Below are 20408 nucleotides of genomic sequence, written 5' to 3'. Positions count from 1 at the left end.
ATAGAAATTGTCTTTTTTCACTTATCTAGAAACTTTATGTCCCGGACTCTTAAAAAAGTTTTAATTGACTAAATTTATCTTTAGTCAGTTTTTCTATTTTTTCAATTTGATTGCCAATCCTTGTAACGATAGGAACTACTAGAGCATTTCCCATACAAAAGTATCTCATACGATCTGGCATTGTATCTGTCCAATTATCAGGAAAACCATTTAACCTTTCTGCTTCTATAGGAGTTAGAGTTCTATATGTTTCATTAATTTTTAAAAAATGCGAGCTTCTATTAACTGACGCTTCACTAGTTAACATGGTTCTAGCAGGTAAGTCCAAAGCATCGAATTCTGACATTCCACCTTCTGAAAAATAGTATTCATGACCATCTTTAGAAGTTCTTTTTATTTTTTTAGGACCTCTCAAGTATTTAAATTTCTCAATTTTTTCTTTCGACAAAGTATAATTATCATCTACTTCATTTAAGACTATTTCACCTAACGTTATTGATTTTTCATATTTAGGAATAGTATCAATTGTTAAGATGTTACCATTTTTCATGATGCCACTATTATAAAACTGAAAACTAAATTCATCTGATATTTCTACAATATCCTTTGATATGGCAATAGAATTAATTCTATTTTTGTTTGGTTCACTTTGTATCGGAAAAGCTTCTGCAAACATTCCATATTTATATATTATTTCTTCAAGTGAATGTTTATCTATTAAATTAGCATAATCTAAATCTTGTTTGTAGCCAAAAATAAAAACTCTTCTTCTTCTTTGAGCATTTCCGTAGTCAGCTGCATTAATTACTCTCCATTCTACATTATAGCCAAGTTCATTTAATGTTGATAACATGACACCAAAGTCTCTTCCTCTTTGACTTGACGGTGATTTTAATAAGCGGTCTACATTTTCTAGTAAAATATACTTAGGGTAAGTGTTTTGAATAAATCTAATAATTTGCCAAAATAAAACACCCTTTTTACCTTGTATACCCAGCTCTCCACTTAAACTTCTCGCTACTGAATAATCTTGACAAGGAAAGCCTCCTACAATCATATCGGCTCTTGTTTTTGCCATTTCTTCATCACTTATTAAAGCGATATCTTCATTGATATGTACTCCAGTTGAAAAATTACTATTATAACAATCAAAGGCATGTTGTATCTTTTTAGAAGGTTCCCATTGATTTGCCCAAGTAACATTAAACATTTTTTCATTTGTATTTTCCAAACCTAATCTAAATCCACCCACTCCTGCAAAAAGCTCAGCTACTTTAATTTCATTCATGAGAGCACCTCCTTTAACAGTATTAATTAAATTATAACATAAAAAGCGAACGATCGTTCGCTCTAAATACAAAATAAACACTATTATTTTAACATAACTTTCTACAATAAATCTTCAACTTGTTTTTTTATATACGTGTTATTTATCCAGAAACATTGTTTTGTCATCCATTGACTTGAATATTTTATCTTGTCTTCAGGTCTATTTATCCATTTAGCTGGAGAAGGTAGATAATCTGCACATTGCCCATTTTCTCTGTAATCCGATTTTGATTGGTGAGGTCGAACATGACAAATCATATCATCTGAATTGTTAATAAAGTTATTTTCTATTCTATAAAGAGATCCGTCTTTTTTATATCTGGCAGTAAGAGTAACACCCTTTTTTAATTTTTCTACAGTATCTTCCCACACTTTTTTAATAGGTCCTTCTATATCTTCTTCAGGTATAGTTACAAATTTAATTCCTTTAAATACATCATTTTCACTTTCGCTTTTTACTACAAAGAATAAAAACTTCGTTTCTAGTAAAAAATTATGCCAAGTCGCTTGAGGATTTCCATTAGTATCTTCCCATTTTTCTTTGACTAAATCACTAAATTTAAAAGTAGGAAATGACATACTCTCCTTATTTATATTGTTTTCATTAAATTGAACTGTCTTTACGACAATAGAAGCTTTTTCAAATTCTTCAACTCTTGGGAATTTTTCATTTTTTTTAACTTTTCCTTTTAAGTTAAGAATTGCTGAAGCTATTCTGTAATTAAGGTTTTTACTTTTCCTTTCAATGTTAAAGTATTCACATAATGCATCAATTGTCCAATTATAATAAGGTTTGAATGTTTCATAAACAATATCTTCAATATTCTTATGTTTAATTTCAAATTTATCTTTAATTATAGAATCAATTTTTTCTTCTCCTAAAATATACCTTCTTAATATAGAAGTCATATATCCAGATTTTAATGAAAAAGCTCTTTGTTTCGCAAGAATATCAGAATTAGGTTGCTTACGAACTGACTTAGAATTAGCTCCCTTTGTACACGGAGCTAAGTAATCAGTAAGGCCTTCACTTAATTCATGTGCTCTACCTTGAGTTATATAATCATGTATAATATTCCAATCTTTTTTTATAATTTCATAATCTACTGGATTTTTTTTCATCTCATATAGAACTGCTTCTTTTATTTTCCAATCATCTCTAGCAACATCTTTAACATATTCATAAAAAGCTAGTTCTATTGTTCCATTTTTATAAAGGAATGAACTATCTTCAAATGATTCTTTAGCTACCTTTTCATAATTTATAATATTTAAAACCAATCTTTCTTTTGCACTATAATTACCATTTTTTAATTTTTTAAAAGGAGTTGCTTTTAACTCTACGCCAGCTTCTTCCATATCCGGACGACTTTCACTATCTTTTGTTTTTCCAAACCAAGCTTCAAAGGCATCACCTACCGAACTCTTATATCCTAACACTGGAGCATCATTATTTAATTCTCTAATTGTTTTTCCTACTGCCTCTTTAGCTCTATTGTGAACTGCTTCTTTAGTTTTATACTCACTCATATAATCAACTCACTTTATTATTAATTAAGTTTATCTTGTTTTTTCTAAAAAGTGATATTATTAGTTGAATTATTGCTATTGCAACATCTATGATATTCAAATTTTATATTATATAATAAAAATGTCTTAGGAGAAGTCCTAAGACGCTGAGGAAAAGTTTCTCAGAAAAAAATTTTCTGGGATGTTGAGGATTTATGATTAGAGAAGTGTTTGTCGACAATTTATATCTTCTCTAATCAGGGCACGCCTTAGCGGAAAATAGGGTGTGTCCTGTTTTTAGGTTTAGTTTTGATGAGATTGAAGTGTCTAAGAAGATTGAAGAATAACCACTTGTTCTTCAATGTCTTAGGCACTTTAATTATTATAATCCTAAATGTTTAATAAAAGTTACAAGTTCTTCTTTCATTTTAGGATCTTTTAACGCATATTCTATTGTCGTTTTAACGAATCCTAATTTTTCTCCAACATCATAACGATCACCATCAAAGTCATATGCATACACTGGAACAGCACTATTCATACGTTCAATTGCGTCGGTTAATTGAATCTCATTACCGGCGCCTTCTTTTTGTGTTTTTAAATAATCGAAAATTTCTGGCGTTAAAATATAACGTCCCATAATCGCTAAATTAGAAGGTGCTGTACCTTGTTCAGGTTTTTCAACAAATTGTTTTACCTCATAGCGACGACCCTGTTTCTCTAATGGATCAATTATGCCATAACGGTGAGTCACATTTTCAGGCACTTCTTGCACTCCAATAACAGAATGTCCTGTTTCTTCATATACATTCATTAATTGTTTAATTGCTGGCTTTTCAGACTCTACGATATCATCACCTAATAATACTGCAAACGGTTCGTTACCAATGAATTGACGCGCAGTATAAATGGCATGTCCTAATCCTTTTTGTTCTTTTTGGCGTACATAGAAGATATTCGCTAAATCTGTAGAATAATGTACTTTTTCTAGTAAGTCTGTTTTCCCTTTTTCTTCAAGGACCATTTCTAGTTCTTTTTGATTATCGAAGTGATCTTCAATCGCACGTTTATGTTTACCAGTCACAATAATAATATCTTCAATGCCTGCACGTGCCGCTTCTTCAACAATATATTGAATCGTTGGCTTATCTAAAATAGGAAGCATTTCCTTAGGCATGGCTTTTGTCGCTGGTAAAAAACGTGTTCCTAAACCAGCCGCAGGTATGATGGCTTTCTTTATCTGTTTCAAACTCGAGTATCTCCTTTGCGCATTCTGTCTTTTATATTATAAGTAAGTTTATCATTCTTTTATTGTCATTCATAGCGATTGACTGTATTCTTCCATGATATAAAAAATAAGAAGTAAGATTGAAATTCAATGATTTCTCTCTCACTTCTTTGATAAGTTATACAAATAAACTAATGAATAAGATAAAGATGATGCCCGATACTGAAATGATGGTTTCAAGTAATGACCAAGTTAAGAATGTTTCTTTCACAGTCAATCCGAAATATTCTTTGAACATCCAGAATCCAGCATCGTTAACGTGTGATAAGATAACGCTCCCTGCACCAATGGCAAGTACGACAAGTGCCACATTGGCATCTGAATGTTGTAATAATGGTAAGATGATACCTGTGGTTGAAATCGCTGCGACTGTTGCTGAACCTAGTGCAATACGTAATACTGCAGCGACAATCCATGCTAGTAAGATAGGTGACAGGGTTGAACCTTCGAATAACTTAGCAATCGTATCCCCTACACCGCCATCAATGAGAACTTGTTTGAATGTACCGCCACCACCAATAATTAAAATCATCATCCCAATTGGGTAAATAGCATTCGTCACAGATTTCATAATGTCATCCATTTTTCTTCCTCTATGTAAGCCCATTGTAAAAATAGCAAAGATGACTGAAATTAACATCGCTGTACCTGCTGTACCGATAAAGTAAATGATTTGTTCAAACAGATTTTTAGCATTTTCATGTCCAGTCACTAATTGAACAACCGTTGATAATAACATTAAAATAACAGGTAATACAGCAGTGAGTATGCTTAAACCAAAACTTGGCATTTCAGATGCTTTAAATTCTTTTTGTGAACCAAGTGCTGAAATATCTCCTTCACGTGTATAAGCAGAAGGGATAAGTTTTTGGGCAAATGTATTGAAAATCGGACCTGCAATGAGTGTCACTGGAATGGCAATAATAATCCCATATAGTAACACATGTCCAATATTCGCTTTTAATTCTTTTGCTATGACCACAGGACCAGGATGTGGTGGTAAAAAACCATGTGTCACAGATAATGCTGTTACCATAGGTAATCCTAGTTTCAGTGGTGACACTTTCGCACGTTTAGCAATTGTAAAAACAAGTGGAATGAGTAATACGAGTCCTACTTCAAAGAATAATGCAATACCAACGATGAAAGCTGCAATCAGCATCGCCCACTGAACGTGTTTTTGTCCAAATGTATCAATCAGTGTATCTGCAATACGATTGGCGCCTCCACCATCTGCCAGTAATTTACCAAGTATTGCGCCTAATCCAAAGATGAGTGCAATATGACCAAGGGTGCCGCCCATACCTGCTTCTATCGTTTCCATTACTTTATTTAAAGGCATACCTAATAAGATGGCCGTGACAATCGATGTAATAATTAATGAAATAAATGTGTTTAGTTTTAAGAAAATAATCAGTGTCAATAGTAATACGATTCCAATAACAACACTTGCTAGTGTCCATATTGTTCCCATTTGTCTTCTCCCCTTTGACGTTTCATTGATTTAAATACGTCGATTAATTCATATGTTTACGTTGAAAATCTGCAATTTCTTCATAGCGATCTTCAAGTGTACGGCTTAAGTTTATGAATATCGTTACAAGTTGTTGATACACGTTTACTGTATCTTGGTTGGGTTGATGTGCATGAGTTGTACCCACCATATTTTCGATAATTGAATAATCTTCAATGTCTCCTAATGCTTTTAAACCAAGGACACACGCACCTAGACAAGAGCTTTCATAACTTTCTGGTACGATAACATCAGTATCAAAAATATCTGCCATCATTTGACGCCATACTTCACTTTTCGCAAAGCCACCTGTTGCTTTAATCGTATTTGGCGTTTCATTCATTACTTCAACAAGTGCTAAATAGACGGTATAAAGGTTGTACAACACCCCTTCAAGTGCAGCGCGTATCATGTGTTCTTTTTGATGTGATAATGTTAACCCGAAGAATGAACCCCGTGCATTCGCATTCCATAAGGGTGCACGCTCTCCCGCAAGATACGGATGGAAAATTAAGCCATCTGCACCTGGCTTAACACGACTCGCTATTTTAGTAAGTACATCGTAAGGATCCACTCCCAGGCGTTTTGCTGTTTCAACTTCACTGGCGAGTAATTCATCTCGTAACCATCGAAGAATGACACCCCCATTATTGACCGGTCCACCAATCACATAATGCTCTTCATCTAAGACATAACAGAAAATGCGGCCTTTATAATCTGTACGAGGTTTATCAATGACTGTACGAATCGCACCTGATGTCCCAATTGTGACTGCAACTTCACCTTTTTTATAACTATTAACGCCTAAATTTGATAACACCCCATCACTTGCACCAACCACAACCGGCGTATTTTCATCGATACCCATCAATGTGGCATAACGTTTTTTCATCCCTTTTAAAATGTGTGTTGTTGGTACAAGTTGAGGCAATTGAGAGGCTGAAATACCGAGTAATTCAAGTGCTTCTTGATCCCAGTCTAATTGCTGTAAGTTAAACATACCTGTTGCTGAAGCCATAGAGTGATCCATCACGTATGCTCCATAAAGTTGATAGAAAATATATGTTTTAATATCCGCAAACATTGCAGTTTTTTGATAAATATCTGGTTGTTCATGTTTCATCCAAAAGATTTTAGAGAGTGGTGACATAGGATGAATGGGTGTACCTGTGCGTTTATAAATGTCATGTCCCCCATATTGTTCATGTATCAAGTCAGCATATTGATTCGCACGGTTATCCGCCCAAATTATACTTTCAGTTAAGCGCTCGTGTTGACTATCTAATGCAATTAAGCTATGCATTTGCGCACTAAAAGAAATGAGTTTAATATCTTCTTTACGCACCCCAGATTCGCGAACCACATGTTTGACTGTCATTAATACGGCATCGAATAATTCGTCAGGATTTTCTTCTGAAACATCAACGTTTGGCGTATGTAAAGGATAGCCAATATGATGTTTTGTAATATATTGACCATGCTCATCATAAAGTACTGACTTCGTACTTGTTGTTCCAATATCTACTCCAATCATGTATTTCATACCTATTCCTTCTTCCTTCTATTTATTGTAACCAAAAGCTTTCAATATCTTTACCTACATCATCAAAGTTTAAATGAAACGCTTCTCTTAACGTATCCGTATCATAACGTTCTACCGCTTCTATAAATACCGAATGATTACGGTGTATTCTGTCAAAATCTTCTTTATTTGTTCTCATTCGCTCTCTCATTGAACATAATACAAGTACTTCTACAATGGGTTTCAAATGGTTCCAAAATGTTTGAAGATAATGATGTCGAGAGGCATGAATCAATGCTTCATGAAATTGAAGATCGTGTTGCGTAAAGGATTCAGCATCTTCAAATTGAACAGCGACTTTCATCATTTCTAAATGTTTTTTCATTTCTTTAATCACTTTTTTTCTATCAATATGCTTTAATTTTGAAAATGCAAAGGATTCAAGCATTAATCTTAAATCATATAATTCTTTCTTTTCTTGTTCACCAAATTCAAGAACCCTTGCACCCATGCGCTCGAGGTGAATGAGTTGATTCGTTTGCAGCAATTTAAATGCATCTCTAACTGGAGAGCGACTCACATCGAATTGTTTAGCCACTTGATTTTCAGTTAGTAATGTATCGGGTTCAAGTGTACTGTTAACAATCTGAAACCTGAGTTCCGCAGCGATACTTTCCCCTGTAGTCATTCTGTTTTTCCATTGTTTCGGATAATGTTGTTCCATTTTTTCACCTCAATACGTTAACTTGTATACAAGTATAGTAATACACTCACCCTATTTTTGCAAGCGCTTACTTTTTTGTAATTTAAAACACCTAGCTCATGATAAGCCAGGTGTTTATTACGATTCGTTTTGATATACTTCGATACAATAATGTGTTTGATGGCAGTTGGGACATTTTAATTGTCTTGTTTTAGGTGTATGTTTCGCTTTTACGAAGGCACCTAATGTAGGTTTAAATGTATGGTGACAATTCGGACACAGATATAACACCTTTTTTAAATATATTGCTGTCAGCACAATGGCATATGTGATTAAGATGGGTAATATAACAATCAATGGCTTAATTGAACGTCTTAATAGACTTAATAGCAAACCACTATATTGTATTATCCCTAAGATGCCAACACTTATCCAAATCTTTTTTCTAAAGTATGTTATTTTATATTCTTGTTTCATAGCATCATCAATATCAGTAAGATGGTTTATAGGCGCACTTGACTGTTCAGAAATGTATGTTTCGACCTTTTCAATTTGATTTAATGTATGACTGTACATCTCTACTTTTGAATGTAACGCATCTTTTCTCAATGAAAGTAATGTTTTAAACGTGTTCATATTTGTATCTTCATCAAGTAATGTCTTTATTTCATCTAACGTACATCCTAATTGTTTTAATACTAAAATCAGTTCAAGCTGCTTTACATGTTCGTCAGTATAATATCTGCGATTAGAGTCAGTTTGTCGATGAGCTATAAGTAATCCTCTTCGATCGTAATATTGTAATGTTCGAATCGTGACTTTACTCTGTTTTGCCAATTCTCCAATCGTATAGTGTGACATATCATTCACCTCCTACTGTTAACATAGCTAATGACGCTACGTCATAAGCAAGTATTATTTTAACATTTGCTTATGCAGTCTGCCGGTGGTCTTATTCTTCTTGAATCCACTGTTTAATGTGGTCAATAATACCTATTGTTCCATTAGGCAGATTATCCAAGACAGCAGGAAAGTCGATATGTCCGATACCAGAATATACGACCTCATTTACTTCACCGCCATATTTTTTATACATTTTCATTGTTTCTTGTGAATCCGTGTAAGGAATGATTTCGTCATCTTCACCTGAAATAAATAACAGTTTAGGAAATTGTTCTATTTCTTCTATATCTGGAAGGTAATCTGCGTTTGTAGAATAAATGATATCTGTAATAATCGTTTTAATTGGTGCAATATATGAAAATAAATTACGAATGCTATTATTTTTGTTATGAAAAGATTTTTTCAAGATATATTGTGGTAAATTTTTAAAAGCAATCATCTCATCTTTAAAATGATCTCTTTTACTATTTGAAGTAAATAAACGTGACAACATGCTTTGATTTGGTGTAATACGTGCGGCGCTATTTAAATAAACCAGATGTGAAATAGGTAAAGTATTAAATTTTAATAAGCGTGTGCCAATCATCCCTCCCATAGAATAACCTATGATAACTAAATTTTTAATACCGTATGTTTCTATAACTTGTGAAAGCACATCATTGATACGCTCAGAATAATCATCTAACGTATGTTGTTCTCTTACAATGTTAGAGCTTTCGCCTCTACTTGGACAGTTAACAAAAATCAGGTTGTTGTCTCTAAAATAAGGTTCAAACAACAACATAATGCGATATGTCATCATTGCTCCATGTATAAATACGATGGTTTTATCTGCATCCTTATTTCCGGCAAATGCGACTTCAATGTGTTCACCCTTAAATTGTTTTAGTTCATATCGTTGTGACTTAAAATTCTGCTCAATCATTTTAAAACTCCAAAAAAATATATATTACTATTCATTTATTTTATCATAAAAATATATCATTTTATCTTACATAAAAAAGCGAAACAATAGCTATACGTTTCTATCGTTTCGCTATATTACTAAACTATTTATCTTTATCTTGAATGTCTGAGTGAATGGTTTGCATTTTTGCTTCGACATCTGAGATTTCTACTGCACATTCTTTAAGTTTATCTTTATAGTCCTCAGTATTGGTATTATTTTTATAACGAATTTTATGTTCTAAACTTGCCCACATGTCCATACCTATTGTTCGAATTTGAATTTCTACTGGTGTAGCCTCTACTCTATCGGCTAGAAAAACTGGAATCGACACGACTATATGAAGACTGCGATAACCATTTTCTTTTGGATGTTCAATATAATCTTTACGTTTAAGTAATTTAACGTCCTCTTGTTTTAATAATAACTTCTCAATCACATAAATATCTTCAAGATAATTACACACCACACGGATACCAGCGATATCTAAAATATTGGCTTTCGCTGTTTCTGCATCTATAGTTAAACCTTTACGTTGCAATTTTTTAACTAAACTCGTCATTTCTTTGACGCGACGTTCCATATGATGAATTGGATTATGTTTGTAAATATGATTAAAATTGTCATCTAAAATATCTAATTTTGTACTAATCTCTTTTAATGCAGAAGAGTATAAATGATCGAGTTCTACGAAACCCACGAGTTTATCGAATGCTTCATCTCCATTCTTAAACTTATTAATATTTTCTTTGAATTCACTGCGTAACTCTTCAATGTACAATGATGGTTTTCTCTCTACGTACATATTTGTTGCCTCCTTTAATCATCACTGTATATTATATCTAACTCTTAAGTGAACTAAAAATGATAACCTAGACTTTACGCTACTCATTTAGTCTGAGTCATTTAGTCATAAAAAAAGCCGAATAGCAGGTTTAATTGCTATTCGGACTTTATACATTATTCATCTTTTTTATGTTCAATCACTTGTGTATCACGATTATCAGCAATTTCTTTAGCACGTTGTTTTGCTTCTTTTTTAGTACTAAATGTATCAGACGCTTGTTTTGCATCTTCTGTTTTGACTTTCCATTCATGATCTTCATAATATACATGAACATCTTCATCATTAAGTTCAGGTCGTGCTGATGGATCTTTTTGATGTTGAGTAATATGTTTATGTTTTAATTCTTCTAATTCTTCTTTACTGGCATCTTTGTACCATTCTTCTGCTTGTTTTGTTGCAATAGGAATAGCGTCTCCCTCTTTGTAGCCGTCTTTTAACATCGCATTTGCAATATCAATTGCTTTTTTACGCTCTAATTCATCTAAATGTTTCCAAGTTTGTGGATAATCATTCATTGTCCAAGGCATGATGTCACGCTCCTCTATAGTGTTTAGTAAGCTTTACCACCCTACGCTATAATGAAACGTCATACATTGATATTAAGCGTCCACCGTTTTCTGATGATTTGTATGATCAACGTCTTTACGTGTTGCTACACAATTATCTTGTAACTTCATTAAGGCCGATTTTAAATAATTATACTGTGGTAAATCCGTCAATTCTTTTTCATTAAGACTACCGCGCAATTCAAAGTGTTTTGCTACATTTTCAAATGTGACAAGATATTCTCCCATTTGTTTATCTGAAATGCGTTGACGTTGTTTGTCTTGCATTGCACGCATTAACATAAAGCTAATTTCTTCTAAGGCAAAAATACTTGGATAATAATAACGAATGGCCTCTTTACTTGAGAATAATTCACCATTGGCTGAATTGTACACTTGTGTCATGTTATTCATTTTTACAGATAATGATAAACTTTCTGTTCTATCACGTGCTGTATCTTGATATTTATTTTCTGAAAATAAATATTGGAAAATAACCGCTTCTTTACGTACCACTTCTGCAATCACAGTAGGTAACATGGTTGAAGCATTTTTTCGATTAATGATTAAAACACCAATGACCGCAATCACAATCCCAATCAATACGTCAACAATTCGTGTATAGGCAATATCAATGGATAAATTACCAGAGGCTAGACCATTTAACAGGATGACTTGCGTTGTAATAAAAATAACTGCAAACGCATAATTTGCTGCGACAAATCCTTCTGTCATCATAGCAGACAGTCCCATTAAAATGACTGCAACAATTAAATGAGGTTGGAAAAAGAGTATGGCTGATAGAAGTAAGGTCCCTACAATTGTTCCAAGACCCCGTGCTAATGAACGGTCTAACATCCGAATCGTCGTTAATCCTAATAATACTGTATGAGCGGATAATGGGATCCAATATGAGCGTTGGATATTGAAAAATAACGAGACAAAAATAGCCGCGCCCATAATAACAGCATACGTTAATGCATTACGGAAAATAATGGAATCGAGTGTTAAGTTTTGAACGATACGTTTACTATATAATGGCTTACGAATACTCGCTTCAGATTCTATTTGTTCCGGTTGTAATTGCGCAATTTCATCTATTTTAAGTATGTGTTGCATCAGACTTTCAAATGGTTTATCCACATCGACTTTTTTCGTCCATTTTTCTCGTTTTGAAGATAATTTATAGGCATTTCTTGTAATCATATCCATCATCTCAATCAGTTCTTGAGGGATGGGACGAATATTTTTTTCATTTAGCTCAAGTAACTCGGCATAAATTCCTTGGGCTGATGTATGAAGAAGCAATAACTTTTCAAAGCGAGAACTTAACTTTTCACTCATCGCAGTAGTCGATGTAATCAATAGTTTCTCTGAATTTTTAAATTTCGTTACTGTGTCTTGTGAAATGTCTTTAAATTTTTCAGCATCATTAAAGTGATGCATTAAATTATTAATCGTCTGAAAGTCAGAGGTAATCGCTCGATCTTCAGCTTTTTGTTTTTGGAATACAATAGTTAAAATGACGACTAATGTCGCTAACATTCCTCCAATAAAAATCGCTAAGCCACGAATCGGTGCTTGTTCTGGAGCGTCAGGTAAGTTACTGGATAAGCAAAATGTAACTAAAAAGAATGTGGATGAAGGACCCGCAATTTTTAACACATTAAATACATAGAATGGAATGACAGTAACGATTAATAATAATACGCCGTACAGAACTGGCTGATTGACAGTTAATGTTCCAAGCATCATACAAATGGTAAAGGATAACGTACAAATAATGACTGTTCTTAACATGGATTGTGCTGAACCTTTAAATACATAAGTATGTGCCAAAGTTCCAGTTGCTACGAGTAGACCAAAACTAAAATGTCCTAGTAAATACCCTATCAATGTTGGGATAATCATTAATAATCCTTGGCGTATACCTTTCCATAGATTAATTTTAGGCTTATCAAACCTTATTAATGAAGCAATCACATGTCCCACTATATCTTTCCTTTCATTTTTCATACATCTTATCATAACATGAAAAACGCCTTGCCTAAGCACAAATATCACTTAGACAAGGCAAGTTTAGTTATTATTTTGTTTCTGCTACATCAATGACAGGTTCTTCAGCGACATATTTTCCTATATTTTCACTAAATGCTTTGAAATGATCTGAATGGTTATGTGCTTGAACCGCTTCTTGGTCTTTATAATTTTCAACAACAACGAATGTGTTATGTTCTGCTACATCTTCATAATGAGCATAAAATGTATTACCCGGTTCTTGACGTGAACTTTGAACTAATTTGTTCATTAAATCTAAATAGTCATTACGCACATCTTCTTTAATTTTAAGTTTCGCATTAATAATAATCATATAATCACCTTCCAAATATAATTATAACGTTTTACCCGTCTATTATAAAAAGAAAACAGTAGGAAGAAGAGAGGTAGCATGTATTTTCAATTCAATGTTATGTAAAACGTGTTTTCTTGATTAAAAAGTATATCGCTATAAATCTAATTTATTTTTGTATTTGAACTCTATTAAAAAAGGTTGTAGAATAAAAATGAAGCAAAAATGCTGATGTTTATTTTAAACACAACTGAATAAACGATCCACTGGAAGTGCCTTTGTTTAAGGCTGAGAGTAAAGAACGAACTTTATAATTCCTGGAACCTGATCCAGTTTGTACTGGCGTAGGAAAGTGGCGACTAGGATATCATAAAGTTAAGCAAAACGCTATTTCCCTACTACAGGGAAATAGCGTTTTTTTGTTTACTAAGGAGTGATGTTCATTTTTATAGCGATAACGAAATATAAAGATTTAACCAATGATGATTTACAACATTTTCTTGATATCTCGGATGGAATAGATGGGTTATTGTTTCGTACTCCCATGTCATCAAGTGACTTGTCTTCATTTTTAAAAACACTTATAGAAAAAGGATTTCCTAAATCAAAAATCATTATTCATAGTGATGTACATTTACTTGAACAACTTCATCTCTCTCATATTCATTTTCGAGAAATGGATGAAGATGCATTTAGCTATAAATCCATACATCCAGAGATTGAAGTGAGTATGTCTACACATTCAATTGAATCTGTTAAAGCAGCTTATGAACACGATCTTGATTATGTTTTTTTTGGACACATTTTTAAGACACCTTCAAAACCTAATCAATTGCCTCGATCAAAAGCAGAGATTCAACGTGTGCTAGAGATTCCTATTCCAATTTATGCCATTGGAGGTATCACTGAAAAAACGATTCCTCAATTACCTCATGGTTTTAAAGGAATTTGTGCGATTTCTTTTTTTATGAACGCATCTTTACAACAAATTGAACTGTTGCGAAAGGAGTGGTTGAAAGATGCATGATGTTTTAATCATAGGTTCGGGCGTGATTGGCATGTCTATTGCGCGACAATTAAGCCAATCTCACCTTGACATTGCACTTATCGATCGTGACGTGCCAGGTAAACACGCATCATATAAAGCAGGTGGTATGTTAGGTGCTCAAAATGAATTTACTGAAGATACTGATTTATTTAGACTTGCTCTTGAATCACGAAGTCTCTTTCCACAATTATGTCAAGATTTAGAAGATGAGACAGGTATTGATATTCAGTTTCAAAATTCAGGATTAATTAAAGTGGCTAATCGTCCTGAAGATGTTGAAAGTTTAGAAAAGCAGTATCAATTTTTAAGCGGTTTAGATTCTAGCGTCATTGTTCTTTCAGATGAGGAACTTACTCATTTAACGAATGGTACAGTAACATCAAGTGAAATGGCTATTTACATTCCACAAGATGGACAAATTAATGCCAATCACTACACTAAAGCTTTATTTACAGCTTTAAAGCAACGTCAAATTAAGCGATATTTTAATACAGAGGTACAATCTGTTCATCGCCAAAATGGGTACTACGATGTTGAAACGTCACAAGGCACATTACAAGCTAAGAAAGTCATTGTGGCAGCGGGCGCATGGACATCTAAATTATTAAATCAATACTCATTACCTAGAGATGTAGTCGGTGTAAAAGGTGAAGTCTTACTGATTGAAAATGATCATTTGGATTTAAAAGAAACCGTATTTATGACCAATGGCTGTTACATCGTACCAAAATATCCAAATCGTTTCTTAATTGGTGCCACAAGCGAGTTTGATAACTATTCAGTTGGTAATACAGACGATGGTATCTCTTGGTTACACCACTTTGCAAATGAACGTATACCAGAACTCGCACACGGCAAAGTCATTAAACAATGGTCTGGTGTCCGTCCATATACTGAAGGAGAAATACCGATAATGGACCGTATTGATGAAGATTTATATGTGATTTCTGGTCATTATCGTAACGGTATTTTACTTTCGCCTATTATTGGTCGTGATATCGCTAATTGGATACTCACCGGTGTTAAACCGCGTCGATATGAATCATTTAGTGCTTCAAGGAGGTTAAATCATGAAGTGTATCATTAATGGGGACACATTCAATTTTGATTCAGAACAATCTATTACATCTGTACTTGAATCTCTTGAATTAGATCCTAAACGTGTCATTGTCGAACATAATAAAACTTTAATTAAACAAGAAGACTACGATCAACATACAGTACGTGAAGATGATCGATTAGAATTATTAGAATTTGTTGGAGGCGGATAAAATGTTTAAAATTGGACCATTAGAAATTAAATCTCGTTTATTATTAGGTACAGGAAAATTTGAAGATGAAGCTACGCAAACAAAAGCGATTGAAGCAGCAGAAGCGAATGTGCTGACTTTTGCTGTAAGACGTATGAATTTATATGATAAAAACTTACCTAATCCATTAGCAAATATTAATCTTAAAGACTTTATTACTTTTCCAAATACAGCCGGTGCCAAAACTGCTGAAGAAGCGATTCGTATCGCTGAAATTGCAAAACATGCTGGCGTATGTGACATGATTAAAGTCGAAGTGATTGGTGACGATGAAACATTGTTACCTGATCCATTTGAAACATATGAAGCATGTAAAGTGTTATTAGAAAAAGGTTATATCGTATGTCCTTACATTTCTAATGATGTCGTATTAGCGAAACGTTTAGAAGAATTAGGTGTTCATGCTGTAATGCCACTTGCTTCTCCAATTGGTACTGGACGTGGTATTAATAACCAACTTAATTTAAGTTACATTATTAAAAATTCAAATGTTCCCGTTATTGTGGATGCTGGTATTGGTTCACCAAAAGATGCGTGTCATGCGATGGAATTAGGCGCTGATGCTATTCTTTTAAACACTGCAGTTTCAGGTGCAAAAGACCCTGTTAAAATGGCTGAAGCAATGAAACTTGGTATTCATGCAGGTCGTCTCTCATATGAATCAGGACGTATTCCAGTAAAATATACAGCCCAAGCATCAAGCCCTACTGAAGGTTTAGGATTCTTATAATGCAACGCTATAACCGTCAATTGCGTTACCATGCATTTGGAGAGGATGGCCAAACTGCCCTCTCCAATGCAACCATTTTAATACTTGGTGCAGGCGCGTTAGGAAGTCACGTTGCGGAGCTTTTAGCACGTATGGGTGCACATCATTTAGCCATTGTCGATATGGATATCGTTGAATTATCTAATTTACATCGCCAAGCACTCTATACTGAAGATGATGCTCATCATATGGTCCCTAAAGTTCACGCAGTTAAACAAAAGATTGAACACATTAATTCAAATGTAAATGTTCAAACTTATTATCAAGAAATTGACTCTACAACTATTGAGGATATTTTAAAAGCCGTCAATCCTGATATTGTCATTGATGGTATGGATCATTTCAAAATTCGTTATCTTATTAATGAAGCCTGTCACAAACATCATATTCCGTGGGTGTATGGTGCTGCTGTAGGCAGTAAAGGTACCGTTTACGGCATTGATTTCAAAGGACCTTGTTTGAAATGTTTATTAAAACAAATTCCAACCAGTGCAGAGAGTTGTGCTATTAACGGCGTATTACCACCTGTGATTACACAAGTAGCAAGCTATGAGGTCACAGAAGCGATTCGTTATTTATCTGGTCATGGATTTTCTCATAAGTTAATTACTCTTGATGCATTTAACATTGATTATAAAGCAATGAATATCGATGTTTTAAAAGATGCTGAATGTGACGTATGTGGTAAAGCTCATTACGAATTATTAGAAACGAAACAACAACAGAAGATTGAAAGCTTATGTGGAAAAACCTATTTATTTAGATATCAACCTACTGCTTTTGACTATGCTGAACATTTCCCAGGTGATATTGTAAAATCAACCTCATTTGCAAAACTAATTAAAGACGGTAATTATGAAATCACCTTATTCAAAGATGGTAGAATGAATGTTTATGGCGTTGAAGATGATAATGAAGCAGAACAATTGTATCATCAATATTTAAAGGCCTTAAAATAAGTTGTACAATCCATATAATGTTATAACAAGCAATTCATAGTAAATTCCTATATAATGAATTTACTATGAATTTTTTATTCGAGTAATGTTTAATAACGGAGGATTTTTAATTTTATAATGGAACAAATTATTACCAATTTTATAGGCCAATGGGGCTATGCAGCCATTTTTATTCTTATTTTATTAGAAAATGTCTTACCTGTTGTTCCTTCTGAAATTATATTAACATTTGCAGGTTTAATGTCAGTTAAATCAGGTCTTTCAATTTTAGTTTTATTTATTATTTCAACAATCGCTTCATTTATTGGTTTACTTATTTTGTATTATTTATGTCGTTTAATTAAAGAAGAAAGTATTTATCGATTTGTTGATAAATATGGTAAATGGTTCAAACTTAAAGGAAATGATGTGAAACGTGCTAACGACTGGTTTAAACGTTATGGTGCGTGGGCAGTGCTATTATGTCGTTTCATTCCTGTTTTACGTGTATTAATCACTATTCCAGCAGGTATCAATAAAATGAACGTTGCAACATTTACGATGTTATCATTACTAGGTACAACGATTTGGAACTTTGCCTTAATTTTACTTGGTCGTCTTCTTAGCGATAGTTTCGACGTATTAATGTCTGGTATTCATACCTATTCTTACTTTATGTATGTGATTCTTATCATTATTATTCTATATGTACTCTATCGTCTATTCTTCAAAAAAAATAACGCTAAATAAGTACATTACTTTTACTTTCAAATTAAATTTACAACAATTTAAGCATCACTGTTGAAAAAGTGATGCTTTTTAACGATAATTTATGTAAGCGGTTTTATTACTTTGCTTACTATCTAATAAATTTCCCATACAGGAGTGAAATCAAATGTCTCAATCTACGGAAAGTGAATTAAAGAAAAAGTATTTAGATTTACTATCTCAGCAATTTGATAGTCCTGAAAAACTTGCAACAGAAATTATTAATCTAGAATCCGTTTTAGAATTACCAAAAGGTACTGAACACTTCGTCAGCGATCTTCATGGTGAATATAAATCGTTCCAACACGTATTAAGAAATGGCTCTGGTAATGTCCGTGCTAAAATTAACGATATCTTTGCAGGTAATATATCCCAAAAAGAAATAGATGATTTAGCTGCGCTAGTGTATTATCCAGAAGAAAAATTAAAGCTCATTAAGAATGACTTTAATTCAAAACGTGAGTTAAATGAATGGTATATCTTAACAATCGAACGCTTGATTGATTTAATCACGTATTGTTCTTCAAAATATACGCGTTCAAAACTACGTAAAGCCTTACCTTCAGAGTATACATATATCGTTGAAGAGTTGCTTTATAAAAATAACGAATTTAATAATAAAAAATCGTATTATGAAACACTCTTAAATCAAGTTATCGAGCTTGAGCAATCAGATGATTTAATTATTGGATTATCGTATACCATCCAACGTCTTGTCGTCGATCACCTTCATGTTGTGGGTGATATCTACGACCGTGGTCCAGAACCTGACAAAATTATGGATACATTAATTGACTACCATTCTGTTGATATTCAATGGGGTAATCATGATGTACTTTGGATTGGAGCTTATGCAGGTTCTAAAGTGTGTTTAGCCAATTTACTACGTATATGTGCACGCTATGATAACTTAGATATTATTGAAGATGCATATGGTATTAATTTAAGACCCCTTCTCACTTTAGCTGAAAAACATTACGATGGCGATAACCCAGCGTTCAAACCGAAAAAACGTCCGGATAAAAAAGTGGGCTTATCTAAACACGAAGAAGCACAAATCACTAAGATTCACCAAGCCATTGCAATGATTCAATTTAAGCTTGAAATGCCAATTATTAAACGTCGCCCAAGTTTTGAAATGGAAGACCGTTTAGTTTTAGAAAAAATAAATTATGATACAAACGAAATTACAATTTATGGTAAAACGTATCCTTTAAAAGATACTTGCTTTAGTACTGTGGATCCTAAAGATCCTGCAACATTATTACCAGAAGAAGAAGATGTTGTTAATAAATTATTACTGTCTTTCCAACAATCTGAAAAATTAAAACGTCATATGGCCTTTCTAATGCAAAAAGGTAAATTATACCTCCCTTATAATGGTAATCTTCTTATTCATGGTTGCATTCCTGTAGATGATCATGGTGAAATGGAAGCTTTTGAAATTGAAGGTGTAAAACATAAAGGCCGTGATTTATTAGATGTCTTTGAACGTCACGTACGCTTAGCATTTAGCGACAAAGAGAAAACAGATGATTTATCTACGGATCTTGTATGGTATTTATGGACAGGTAAATATAGTTCTTTATTTGGTAAACGTGCCATGACTACATTTGAGCGCTACTTCATTGAAGATAAAGCGTCTCATAAAGAACCGAAAAACCCGTATTATTACTTACGTGAAGATGTAGATATGATTCGCAAAATGCTAAAAGATTTCGGACTTAATCCTGATGAAGGTCGTATTATCAATGGACATACACCAGTAAAAGAAATCGATGGCGAAGATCCTATTAAAGCCAATGGTAAGATGTTAGTCATTGATGGTGGATTCTCAAAAGCGTATCAATCCACTACAGGTATCGCAGGTTACACGTTACTTTACAATTCATTTGGTATGCAGCTTGTAGCACATCAATTCTTTGATTCTAAAGAGAATGTCTTATCTGATGGTGCTGATGAACTATCAATACGACGTGTCGTTGATGAAGAATTACAACGTAAAAAAATTAGAGATACGAATGTCGGTAAAGACATTATGGAACAAATTCGCATGTTAAAATTATTAATGCACGACAGATATTTAAAATAAACCTATAATAATGCCCGGCGACATTTCA

19 protein-coding genes and 1 riboswitch are annotated in these 20408 nt (G+C 33.4%); of the genes, 7 read left to right on the top strand and 12 right to left on the bottom strand.

The genetic code is table 11. From position 1 onward, the window contains the following. Positions 1–49: 49 nt before the first annotated feature. From dcm to HMPREF3131_RS01105, 12 genes are all read right to left on the bottom strand, one after another. Positions 50–1288 carry a DNA (cytosine-5-)-methyltransferase gene (gene dcm / locus HMPREF3131_RS01160; protein ID WP_048682690.1) on the bottom strand — a complete coding sequence of 413 codons (1239 nt, stop codon included), beginning with the start codon at positions 1286–1288 and terminating at the stop codon, positions 50–52. A gap of 101 nt (positions 1289–1389) precedes the next feature. Continuing rightward, complete coding sequence (locus tag HMPREF3131_RS01155; RefSeq protein WP_070436361.1) at positions 1390–2859, bottom strand: Sau3AI family type II restriction endonuclease; 1470 nt, start codon at positions 2857–2859, stop codon at positions 1390–1392. Positions 2860–3220: 361 nt separating this feature from the next. Beyond that, a complete protein-coding gene (gene galU / locus HMPREF3131_RS01150) occupies positions 3221–4087 on the bottom strand; it encodes a UTP--glucose-1-phosphate uridylyltransferase GalU (RefSeq protein ID WP_070436360.1) in 867 nt (288 codons plus the stop codon). Positions 4088–4244: 157 nt separating this feature from the next. After that, entirely contained in the window at positions 4245–5600 is a 1356-nt protein-coding gene (locus HMPREF3131_RS01145) for a gluconate:H+ symporter (RefSeq protein WP_070436359.1), read from the bottom strand. A 43-nt stretch (positions 5601–5643) separates the two neighbouring features. After that, positions 5644–7182, bottom strand: coding sequence for a gluconokinase (gene gntK, locus HMPREF3131_RS01140; protein ID WP_070436358.1), 1539 nt, complete (start codon positions 7180–7182; stop codon positions 5644–5646). 22 nt (positions 7183–7204) lie between these two features. Continuing rightward, positions 7205–7885, bottom strand: a complete 681-nt coding sequence (locus tag HMPREF3131_RS01135) for a GntR family transcriptional regulator (protein WP_070436357.1) — start codon at positions 7883–7885, stop codon at positions 7205–7207. A 117-nt stretch (positions 7886–8002) separates the two neighbouring features. Beyond that, positions 8003–8725: a MerR family transcriptional regulator gene (locus tag HMPREF3131_RS01130; protein ID WP_048762218.1), complete on the bottom strand. Its 723-nt coding sequence runs from the start codon at positions 8723–8725 to the stop codon at positions 8003–8005. A gap of 91 nt (positions 8726–8816) precedes the next feature. Further along, positions 8817–9692 carry an alpha/beta fold hydrolase gene (locus HMPREF3131_RS01125; protein WP_048680193.1) on the bottom strand — a complete coding sequence of 292 codons (876 nt, stop codon included), beginning with the start codon at positions 9690–9692 and terminating at the stop codon, positions 8817–8819. Between the two features lie 124 nt (positions 9693–9816). Continuing rightward, positions 9817–10518 carry a GTP pyrophosphokinase gene (locus tag HMPREF3131_RS01120; protein ID WP_048762219.1) on the bottom strand — a complete coding sequence of 234 codons (702 nt, stop codon included), beginning with the start codon at positions 10516–10518 and terminating at the stop codon, positions 9817–9819. A gap of 155 nt (positions 10519–10673) precedes the next feature. Next, positions 10674–11087: a DUF2188 domain-containing protein gene (locus HMPREF3131_RS01115; protein WP_048683330.1), complete on the bottom strand. Its 414-nt coding sequence runs from the start codon at positions 11085–11087 to the stop codon at positions 10674–10676. A 72-nt stretch (positions 11088–11159) separates the two neighbouring features. Continuing rightward, a complete protein-coding gene (locus HMPREF3131_RS01110; RefSeq protein WP_176743761.1) occupies positions 11160–13097 on the bottom strand; it encodes an FUSC family protein in 1938 nt (645 codons plus the stop codon). A gap of 94 nt (positions 13098–13191) precedes the next feature. Continuing rightward, the gene (locus HMPREF3131_RS01105; protein WP_002448351.1) at positions 13192–13476 is read right to left on the bottom strand and encodes a putative quinol monooxygenase; all 285 of its coding nucleotides are present in this window, start codon (positions 13474–13476) and stop codon (positions 13192–13194) included. Between the two features lie 237 nt (positions 13477–13713). Next, a riboswitch (TPP riboswitch) is annotated at positions 13714–13823 on the top strand. Positions 13824–13891: 68 nt separating this feature from the next. Here HMPREF3131_RS01105 and HMPREF3131_RS01100 point away from each other — a divergent pair. From HMPREF3131_RS01100 to HMPREF3131_RS01070, 7 genes are all read left to right on the top strand, one after another. Next, positions 13892–14482, top strand: coding sequence for a thiamine phosphate synthase (locus HMPREF3131_RS01100; protein ID WP_048762223.1), 591 nt, complete (start codon positions 13892–13894; stop codon positions 14480–14482). Next, a complete protein-coding gene (thiO, locus tag HMPREF3131_RS01095; protein WP_048762224.1) occupies positions 14475–15590 on the top strand; it encodes a glycine oxidase ThiO in 1116 nt (371 codons plus the stop codon). The genes HMPREF3131_RS01100 and thiO overlap by 8 nt, the downstream gene beginning before the upstream one ends. Continuing rightward, on the top strand, positions 15574–15774 hold the full coding sequence (gene thiS / locus HMPREF3131_RS01090; protein ID WP_017175036.1) for a sulfur carrier protein ThiS: 201 nt from the start codon (positions 15574–15576) through the stop codon (positions 15772–15774). Before thiO ends, thiS begins: the two co-directional genes overlap by 17 nt. Before the next feature lies 1 nt (position 15775). Next, positions 15776–16543 carry a thiazole synthase gene (locus HMPREF3131_RS01085; RefSeq protein ID WP_070436355.1) on the top strand — a complete coding sequence of 256 codons (768 nt, stop codon included), beginning with the start codon at positions 15776–15778 and terminating at the stop codon, positions 16541–16543. Continuing rightward, positions 16543–17541 carry a ThiF family adenylyltransferase gene (locus tag HMPREF3131_RS01080; protein ID WP_048681941.1) on the top strand — a complete coding sequence of 333 codons (999 nt, stop codon included), beginning with the start codon at positions 16543–16545 and terminating at the stop codon, positions 17539–17541. Before HMPREF3131_RS01085 ends, HMPREF3131_RS01080 begins: the two co-directional genes overlap by 1 nt. Positions 17542–17658: 117 nt before the next feature. Continuing rightward, the gene (locus HMPREF3131_RS01075; protein ID WP_002448460.1) at positions 17659–18270 is read left to right on the top strand and encodes an undecaprenyl phosphate transporter UptA; all 612 of its coding nucleotides are present in this window, start codon (positions 17659–17661) and stop codon (positions 18268–18270) included. A gap of 145 nt (positions 18271–18415) precedes the next feature. Then, complete coding sequence (locus tag HMPREF3131_RS01070; protein WP_049379282.1) at positions 18416–20380, top strand: fructose-bisphosphatase class III; 1965 nt, start codon at positions 18416–18418, stop codon at positions 20378–20380. Positions 20381–20408 lie beyond the last annotated feature (28 nt).

The organism is Staphylococcus sp. HMSC14C01, assembly GCF_001808085.1.
GTDB lineage: Bacteria > Bacillota > Bacilli > Staphylococcales > Staphylococcaceae > Staphylococcus > Staphylococcus hominis.
The sequence above is the reverse complement of the archived record's forward strand: the minus strand, read 5'-3'. Positions and strand labels throughout refer to the sequence as shown.